Origin of the sequence: uncultured Campylobacter sp., from assembly GCF_938045405.1 — a bacterium.
Classification (GTDB): domain Bacteria; phylum Campylobacterota; class Campylobacteria; order Campylobacterales; family Campylobacteraceae; genus Campylobacter_B.
In genome coordinates this window covers 1-8,884 of record NZ_CALIMW010000090.1, presented here as the reverse complement: position 1 = coordinate 8,884, position 8,884 = coordinate 1, and the positions used below count along the sequence as shown (strand labels likewise).

7 protein-coding genes are annotated in these 8,884 nt (G+C 49.6%); 1 reads left to right on the top strand and 6 read right to left on the bottom strand.

The window, feature by feature from the left end:
• The first annotated feature begins 59 nt into the window (after positions 1-59).
• Complete coding sequence (locus Q0140_RS03345) at positions 60-1,190, top strand: hypothetical protein (RefSeq protein WP_297961878.1); 1,131 nt, start codon at positions 60-62, stop codon at positions 1,188-1,190.
• Between the two features lie 122 nt (positions 1,191-1,312).
• Here Q0140_RS03345 and Q0140_RS03340 read toward each other — a convergent pair whose 3' ends face one another.
• The 6 genes from Q0140_RS03340 to Q0140_RS03315 all read right to left on the bottom strand — a co-directional run.
• Entirely contained in the window at positions 1,313-2,071 is a 759-nt protein-coding gene (locus Q0140_RS03340; RefSeq protein ID WP_297961875.1) for a DUF996 domain-containing protein, read from the bottom strand.
• A 60-nt stretch (positions 2,072-2,131) separates the two neighbouring features.
• A complete protein-coding gene (locus tag Q0140_RS03335; RefSeq protein ID WP_297961872.1) occupies positions 2,132-2,263 on the bottom strand; it encodes a hypothetical protein in 132 nt (43 codons plus the stop codon).
• A 134-nt stretch (positions 2,264-2,397) separates the two neighbouring features.
• Positions 2,398-3,189 carry a class I SAM-dependent methyltransferase gene (locus Q0140_RS03330; protein WP_297961870.1) on the bottom strand — a complete coding sequence of 264 codons (792 nt, stop codon included), beginning with the start codon at positions 3,187-3,189 and terminating at the stop codon, positions 2,398-2,400.
• Positions 3,190-3,304: 115 nt separating this feature from the next.
• Complete coding sequence (locus Q0140_RS03325; protein ID WP_297961867.1) at positions 3,305-5,380, bottom strand: TonB-dependent receptor; 2,076 nt, start codon at positions 5,378-5,380, stop codon at positions 3,305-3,307.
• A 266-nt stretch (positions 5,381-5,646) separates the two neighbouring features.
• Entirely contained in the window at positions 5,647-6,135 is a 489-nt protein-coding gene (locus Q0140_RS03320) for a chemotaxis protein (protein WP_297961865.1), read from the bottom strand.
• Between the two features lie 877 nt (positions 6,136-7,012).
• The coding region (locus tag Q0140_RS03315; protein WP_297961862.1) for an SbmA/BacA-like family transporter at positions 7,013-8,884 on the bottom strand (1,872 nt) is incomplete at its 5' end.

The following is an 8,884-nucleotide window of genomic DNA, read 5'->3' as shown; positions in this document are numbered from 1 at the left end:
TTAGCGGCTTTTAAGCGCCGCTTTGCGATAATTTTTAAAACTAATCCGCAGGAGCGAAAATGAAAAATTTGATAAATTTAAGCGGCGGCGACCGATTAAATTTGCGCGTGCAGGGTCAAATTTTAGCTAGCGAGAGCGTCAAAAACGGCAAAACGAGGCTGACGCAAAAGGAGTTTGCCGGCATAGACGAAGCGCAAAAAGCCTGCGTGAAAAAGGAGTGGGAGAGCCTAAAGAAGGGCTATGTCCTGCAAAACGCGGGCGCCAAAGCGGGCGAGGCGAGTTTGCACATCTATATCGGCGGCGGATACACGGGGGCGCTGGCCTTTGCAGGTGCGGAAAGTGAGCTTTTCGTCTATAAATGCGGCGGCTACAAAGAGGGCGGCGCGCTAGATGACTTTCTCATCAGGCTGGACGCGAGCGGCGCCGTAAAGCAGCAGACCCTCTTGCCAAAGCCGCTTGCATGGCAGGCGGAGCGCACGGGTGAGGTTTTGCTTTTGGATCTGGATCACTTTATCTTTAAATTTGATCCCGCAAGCGGCGAATTTAGCGATCTCTCTCAATGGTTGAGATTTAAAAATAGCAAAGAATTTACGAGTTTTGTTTGCGCTGCGAAAGATACGGCGGCGTTTGCGATGTTTGGTCAAATTTTTACTCTGCGCGTCGGCGAGATTTCGCCTCTGACCGAATACAGATCCGAAATAAAAAACTATACGCCGATTCTTTGTGCCGCGCTCGATGGTGACGGCACGCGGCTAGCGCTTCATTGCAAGCAAAATGAGATCAAAATTTTAAGCACGCTAAACGGCGAAAATTTAAACGAGATAAAAGGCGACTTCGGCATTTTTGATAAAATTTGCTTTTTAGCGGACGGCTCGGTGTTAGGCAAGGAGCGCTACACCAGCAAGCTAGTTTGCCTTGACGCTACGAGCGGCGAGCGGTCGAAGCCCGCGTGGCTACACGGCGAATGCGCCGAAGCGGACGAGTTTTGCGTTAGCGCGGACGGTTCGAGGCTCGCGCTAATTAGCTACGACAAAGCCCACATCATCGATCTAAAAAGCGGAAATTTGCGTCTTAGCTTTGAGCTCTCGCACGTCGTAAAGCGCTGCGAGGCGAAATTTGAGCGCATAAATGGCGAGGAGTTTTTAGCCGTACGCACCGACTACGGCTGCTTTAGCCTATATCGCGTTTAAATTTAAAATAGCACGGGGCCATTAAATTTACAATGCGGATTTACGAATAAAACCCGCAAAATTAAAATTTATCGGGGGGTTTTGTCCGCGCAAATTTACCCGCCGATCAGAAATACAAAAATTTAAGCCGCCTTAATCTCTCGTAGCCTATACCAAGCGATGATTTGTAAGATAAACGCCGCCAGAAGTATAAAATATCCGATAGCTATAGCGACCGTTAGCGCACCGACGACCGTGCAAATGAAGTAATAGAGGAAAAATTTATCGCCCGATATTCTTGAAAGCTCATTATAAACTTGGAATTCTTTAAAAAACGCATAGATCATACCGATTATGCCGGCGATGAAGAAAATGACGCCAATGGCTATGCCGATACCGCTGGCACCGCCATATTTAGCGCTAGCGCCTATCAGTGCGAATACCCCCATAGTCGCACCTATAAAGATAAGTATGGTCGCTACGACGGTGGCTACTAAATAAATGATGTAGTTTTTCTTAAGCGTAGGGCTGGCAGCTTTATTTGAAAGCTTGATGATAGCGAGCAATATACATATAAAACCTGCGATGACGAAAACTAAACCGATAAACGGAATAACGCCTAAAATCGGTAGCGCCGATCCCGCTAGTCCAAGCGTTCTGATGGTTGATAAATTATCATCCCCAAGAGAAAAATTAGAGAAATCTACGTTAATGAGCTTTGTTTTTGTAAGGTATATCTCCTTTGCAGTTTGACCTTCTGCGATAAAATCAACTTCATCGCCTTGACTCAAAACGACTGGTTTGCCTTCCTCGTTTGCCGATTTCACATCCTCTTGCTGGTATGAGTAGCGGCTCTCATCTGCGGCAAGGATAATGCCCTTAGCCAAAATAGTTCCTTTCACAGTTTCTCCTTTGAGATTAAATAAAATATGGATTATATATTTTTTAAACAAAAGCTTATCTTAAAGATAGTAGTTCAGCATCAAATCCGCTTTATCCGCGGTCAAATTTACCCGAAGGATCGTCTTACTCACTGCTCTTTCGCAGCGTGAAATTTTAATCTTATCATAGCGTAGCTCTACGCCCGAACTCACGCTGTACCGCACGCTCAAAAACATAAAATTTCAAAATTTAAAAGCGAAATTTCATAAAAGCGATCGGCCTTAAATTTAAATCCGTCGCCTAGGAATTCTAAATTAACTCAAATTTCAAAATTTACAAAGGCTTTTCATTTTCTACCCACCAGAAGCTTTGAGCTGCCCAGCATCAGCCATTTGGCTTCGCGCGGGCCCATAAAAAGCCCCTGCGTCGTATCTATAAGCTCGAGCTGCTCATAGCCCTGCTCCTTAAGCCGCGCGACGAAAGCATCCATGTCGCCGTAGTTTCCGCGCGAGAAAAGATCGTGTATCGCGAAGCTGCCGCCCTTTTTAAGCACGCGGAGCGTCTCTAAAAGCAGCGCCTGGCGGTCCTTGCGCATGATGTTGTGATAGACGTAGTTGCTTGTAACCGCATCGAAGCTGCCGTCCTCAAAGGGCAGCTGCGTGGCGTCGGCTTGCTCGAAGCTAGTGTTTTGCACCCCTTCGGCGCGCGCGTTGGATTCGCACAGCTGCTTGTTAAAAGACGCATACTCAAAGCCCCAGCGATCGACGCCCAGCACCGATGCGTGCGGGTTGCGCTTGGCGACGGCGATCGTTAGAGCGCCGCTGCCGCAGCCTACGTCCAGCCCGCGCCCGCCCTCTGGCAGATCCACGTATTTCGCCGTGCCCTCTACGATCGCGCGAGAGAGCTGACGCTTGCCGCCGTAATCAAACGCGCGGTACCATACGACGCAGTAGATCGTAAAGCCGATCAAAAACAGCGTCGCTGCGCCGAAAAGCCCAGCTAGTACGCCTCTTAGCGCACCACTAACACCCAAACCGCAAACGCCGAAAATCAAAAACAAAACTAACGCTACGCCCGCACCCGCGGCAAAGCTCGCGATCATGCCCTTAGGCACCCAGTTTTTATAGTCCGGTTTCATCTTCGCTCCTTTTATTAAATTTAATCCCGCGGCGGCAAAGTGCGCAGTAAAATTTTAAATTTGCCCGTAAATTTTAAATTTCGCAGCTCAAACCTCGCTTAAATTTAAACGCACGCTAATAGGTGTATTTAAACTCCACGTAATAGTTGCGCCCTGGAGCCGGAGTATAGATGTCCGAGCGTAAATTTTGGTTGTAATTATACTCCTCGTCAAAGACGTTTTTGACTCCCGCGCTTATCAAAAATCCGTTTGTGAAGCGGTACGCAGCGCCCAGATCTACGATAGTGCGCGAGTCGATTCTATCGTGGTTGCCGTCGTGCGATGATGAGAAATATTTAAAATCGCTCATCAGCGTTAAATTTCTAATCGGCTCATAATCGACGCCCAAAACGAACTTCGAGCGCTCCACCAACGGAACCTGCTTGCCTTTATTCGCGCCGGATTGGATCTTGGCGTCGACGTATGAAAAGGTCTCGCTGAGCTTTAAATTTGAAAGCAGACTTTGCTCCGCATACAGCTCCACGCCCTTGCGGCGCGTCTCGTCGATATTGATAAAATGCCAACCGTCGGTGATCGAGCTGCCCAAAGTTTCGTTTATGATCTCGTTTTTCGTATCGGTCCAAAAGATCGTAGCGCTTACGTATTGCCCGTAGATCAGATCTTTAAGACCGATCTCGTAGGTTTTAAAGGTTTCGGATTTGAGGTTATTAAGCACATAAGGACCGTTGCGACCGAGCTTGTCGATGAGCTGATTAGGGCCTGGGGAGATATAGCCGCGCTCAAATTTAAAATATAGATTGCCATCCTTGGAATAATTAAAATTCGGCGTGATCTCAAAAGCGTAGTTGTTCTTATGATCGCTTACTCGGGTGCTGTTTTGCGTCTGCGAGATTATGTTTCCCATCATTTTCATAGTCGTTAAAACCCTGCGATTTACTTTGTATTCGGCGCGCTCAAACCGCCCGCCCGCACTAAGCGAAAACAGATCGGTGAAATTGTGCTTTTCTAAAGCATAGACCGAGTGGGTAAGCTTTTGCATATCAAAGATCGTAAGCTGCGAAAGGCTCATCATAGGATTCATCGCGTCGTCAAAATTTATCCTGCGAAAGCCCTTGTTTTTGAGATAATCATATCCCGCTATGAACTCGCCGCTGTCGTAGTCGAGCTTGCCTTTTAAATTTGCCCCCTCTTTGCGGTCTTTCATCACAAATCCCTGCTGTACGCTCCTGATATCTTGATAATAAGGATGCAAATTTGCTTCGATTTTATCGCCGAATTTTACCGTGTAGCCGAAATCGAAATTTGCCCGCGTGCTTTTGGTAAAAGTCCTCTCGCCTCCCTGCTGGCGGCGATCCGCCTTAAGCTCGGCAAGCCCTAAGCTCGGCACCGAATAGGTTCGCGCCTGATAATAGCTCGGATCAAAAGAGATGCTTTGATCGTCCGAAATTTTATAATACATCCCAAGCGAGCCGTAATAGCCGCTCTCTTTCTCGCCCTTGCGGTATCCGCGCTGCTTAAAGCCCTTTACGGCGGTTTTTAGAAACAAATTCTCGCTCACGTTGCCACCGAGCCCTAAATTTAGATCATTGTAATTATACGACGCGATCTTGGTGGAGACATTGGCGTATGGGTATCTGGCGCCCTTTTTCGTGATGATATTTATCACGCCGCCGCTGGTGCCGCTGCCGTATAGCACGCTACCGCCGCCGGGGATGATCTCCACGCGCTCGATATCTTCGATCGGAACTAGATCGATCGGAATGCTCGTCGGCGTCGTGTCGATCATATTGAGCGCGACTCCGTTAAGAAGGACCTTTACGGAGGTATTTGCCTTCTGACCCTGTCCGCGCAGATCAACCGTATCGCCGTGAAAGCTAACCCCCGGCGCCTTTTCTAAAATTTCGCGCAGATCGCGGTAGCCGCGGTTTTCCATATCCTCCGCGGTGATGACCGAGACGTTGCGAACCTCGTTTTTAAGCATATCCTCAAAGCCCGTTGCGGTAACTACGATGGTGCCCAGCCTCGTGGCGTTCGCGCCGGAAGCGTTTTTAGGAGCTGCGGAATTTACGGCTCCCGCGCCGGGCGCACCGATATTTGCAGACGTAGCGTTGTTTTCGGCTCCGTTTAGTTGCAATGTGGCGCACAAACTTAGCGCGATTGCGGCATTTGAAAGATAAAATTTCTTAAACATCACTCTCCCCTAGTCAAAATTAGAATTTTGCGAATGATTTGCAAATGCTATATTATAATTTCTCTTGATTAAATAATAATAAATTTCAAAGATTAAAGATAGATTTTTTAAAATTTAGGCGTAGTTCGGATGAAATTTTGATTTTGAGCGTTTTACTGGGCGCGATAAAATTTCGATTTTAAATTTAGACTCTTTGGCGACTTTCGCTTCTTAAAGCAGCGAGTTTAGCGAGTTTATGGAACAAATTCGGATCGGAATTTTAAAATTTAAACCTTGCATTCGCCCGCCTTGCCGAATTTCGCCTCGATCAAAAGCACCAAGATGAAGAAAATTTTTTCGTCGTTAAACTTCGCAAGCTCGCGCAGGCCTTGATCTGCGCTTACAAGCTTGATGCCGTTTGATTTCAAAATCTCAGCGAGCTCGTCCGGCTCAAAGCCCATTTTATTAGCGATTTCTCTGATATTATAGCGCTCGATCGCGCCGATTATGCGATCCATATTACAAAAGCCGGGATTTTTGCGGCTCAAAACCACGTCCAAAAACTCGCTCCAGAGCTTTACGAGCTTCTTTCGCCTTGTGATTATATGCAAGATCGCGACGCAAAGCAGGCCAAATCCCGCGATCTTATGCAGGCTCATCCACGTCTCGTCGTACTCGCCGCGCGCAAAGTAGGCGCCCGAAAAGCCCAAAATGCAAAGCGTGCAGCCTAGCAACACGATGAGCGCAAATTTATAAACAATCCTCGCTTTAAGCATAAAATCTCCTTGCTTCGTTTTAAAATTTAGCGGCTTAGGCGTAGCGCACGCGAACGCTACGGCGGCGTTACGTCTCGTCGGTCGCCGCTATCGTATCGCCTCGGCGTTATTGCGCCACCCGCACCGCTGCTTGCCTATACGCTCCGCGGGTCGCCATTGTCGTATCGCGACATTTGCGCTACCTGCACTGCGCTTTTCCTACATACGCATCCTGTCGATCGCGGTTGCCATATTGCGGCATTTTATGCCGTCGCCGCCGCAATCACGCCGCGCCGCTTTGTGCTATCGATCCCCTGCCACGGCAACGTTGCTTGCTTCGATCGTCGCGCCGTTACGATGATGATTTGCCCGAGCGAAGGTTATGTCATACGGCGCCGAGTAGGTACGTATCGCCGCGTCTCTCCTCAGCCGCGGCGCTCCGCCCGTGCCGCCGATGTGTTACGCGCCATCCGACGCGCTACCGACTTATTGCGATGCCCACGCATCGTGCCTCTGACGCAGCCCGCTCATTTAGCAGGCCGTTACGCTACCGATCGCGGCTCGGTCTAAAATTTTATCTAGGCGCCGTCTCCTCGGCAGATCATCTTGCGTTTAAATTTTACCGACTTAATTTCGCGCAAAATCGCGATCGCGCACTGCTGACCAACTTCCGAGCTACTCGTTGCGCCGCAAATACTTACCTACGGCGGTGCTATGCCACCGACTGCGTGCGAGCACCTAGCCACGCGGATGCCGATGCCCATGTATGCGAACACCGAGCGCTTCGGCTAAATTTTATCGCCGCTTAATATAAATGAGTAATTTTAATAAATCTGGATTTAAAAAGATATGAATTTAAAGGCAAAATCCCTGCCGCGTGAAATTTAAACTATAAAATTTAAAGCTCTATCGTCCGCTCGAATATGTCCTCAAGCCCCGTTTGATGCACGATAGCTAGCATTCCTAGCCTTGGTAGAGCCGCGCGCAGACCAAGTAGCAGCTCGCGCGCCGAGGCAGGATCTAGCGCGGACGTGATCTCGTCGGCAAAAACAAAGCTCGGCTTGTGGTAATGAATGCGTGCGAAACTAAGCCGCTGCGCCTCTCCGCCGCTTAAAATTTTAACGTAATCGGCGCGTGAGTTTAGCATGCGGGCAAATTTCTTAAGCCCTACGCGGCGTAAAATTTCTAAAAATTCCGCGTCGTCTGCGCGCGACGGCTGCGGATAGGAAATGAGCTCTTTTAGGCTAAGCGGCGCTAGATAGGGCTTTTGCGGGATAAACATCACGCCCGTGCGCGGCAGACTGATCTCGCCGCGACCGTATCTCCAAAGACCCGCCGCGTAGCGCAGAGCTGTGCTTTTGCCCGCACCGCTCTTGCCTCGCAGCATTATAAACTGCGCGGGCGCAAGCTCAAAGCGTAGATCCTCGATCAGCGGCTCGCCCGCAGGCGTAAAGACCGACAAGCCCTCGCAACGAGCGGAATTTTCGTTGCTTTGTTTGACGCAAGCACGCAGATTTGCGCTCTCGCCGTCCATGCGCGAAATGAACTCATAGATCCTCTGCACGCTCGCCGCCCACTCCATAATCTGCTTGTAATAGTCCATAAACCACGCAAATCCGTCCTGCACGCTGTAAAACGCCGAGCGCGCCTGCATCATGTCGCCAAAGCTCATCGCGCGCGACAAATACAGCGGCAAGCAGGCAAAGATCGGGATTAAATTCGTGATTTTTAGGTAGCTTGCCGAAAAGCATTCGAGGCGAAATTCCGTATTCATGATGCTGCGCCAGTTTCTCATGATCTCGCCGAAGCTCGCGCGGAAGCGGCCGCGCTCGGCATCCTCTCCGCGCATAAACGCTACGGCTTCCGCATTTTCGCGCACGAGCAGCAAATCCGAGCGGTAATCGGCTTCAGCACGCTGCTTAGCAAAATTTAGCCCCCTAAGCCTGCGCCCGATGAGATGCGTGATCAGCGAGCAAAGCAGCGTATAAAGGAGCGCTACGTATAGCAAAAAGCCTTCGATCTCAAAGCGCATGCCGAAAATTTCAAATTTCAGCACCTTCGAGACCTGCCACAAGATCGTAACGAAGGCGATGAGCTTGGCGAGATTATAGACGAGCGATTTTACGAGATCGACGCTTTTTTGCACGAGCAGCAGGCTATCCTCGGCGATACGCTGATCGGGGTTGTCTAGCTTCGAGACCCTTTTTGAAATTTCACGATCTGCGCGAGTTTTAGATGAAATTTCATTCTCGCTTGCGCCGCTTTGCCCTGTTGCATTTTGCTTCGCCGTGCTCGGTAAAATTTCAAGCTCGTTTACATCTCTATGCAAAGCTGCGCTGTCCGCCTCGGCTGCGGAATACTCTGCGCGCTCGTTTAAATTTGCGTCGCCAGGTTTTTCTAAATTTGAACCGCCCCCGGCGCTAAAATTTCCATCAAGGCTCGTGCGGTAGAAGTTTGCGTTATGTAGCCATTTGCGCTCCATCATCGCGCTTAGCCGCTCGCGCCAGACGATTACGAGCAGTTTGCGAAGCCAGCTACCGCAGACGATGAAAAGCACGATGAGCGCCGTGTAGAGCAAAAACTCGCCCACGAGCGCGGGAACGAGCTCGCCTTTAAGCTCGCTTAGCGCGTCGTAAAAGCGCTTATCCCACGCGTTCATCAACACGCTGATTTTGATGATAGCGAGGCTAAAACCAAGCGCGAGCAGCAGCAGCGCCCACAGCTTCGCCGCGCCCTTGCCGAACCAGTGCGGACGTAGAATTTCAAAAAA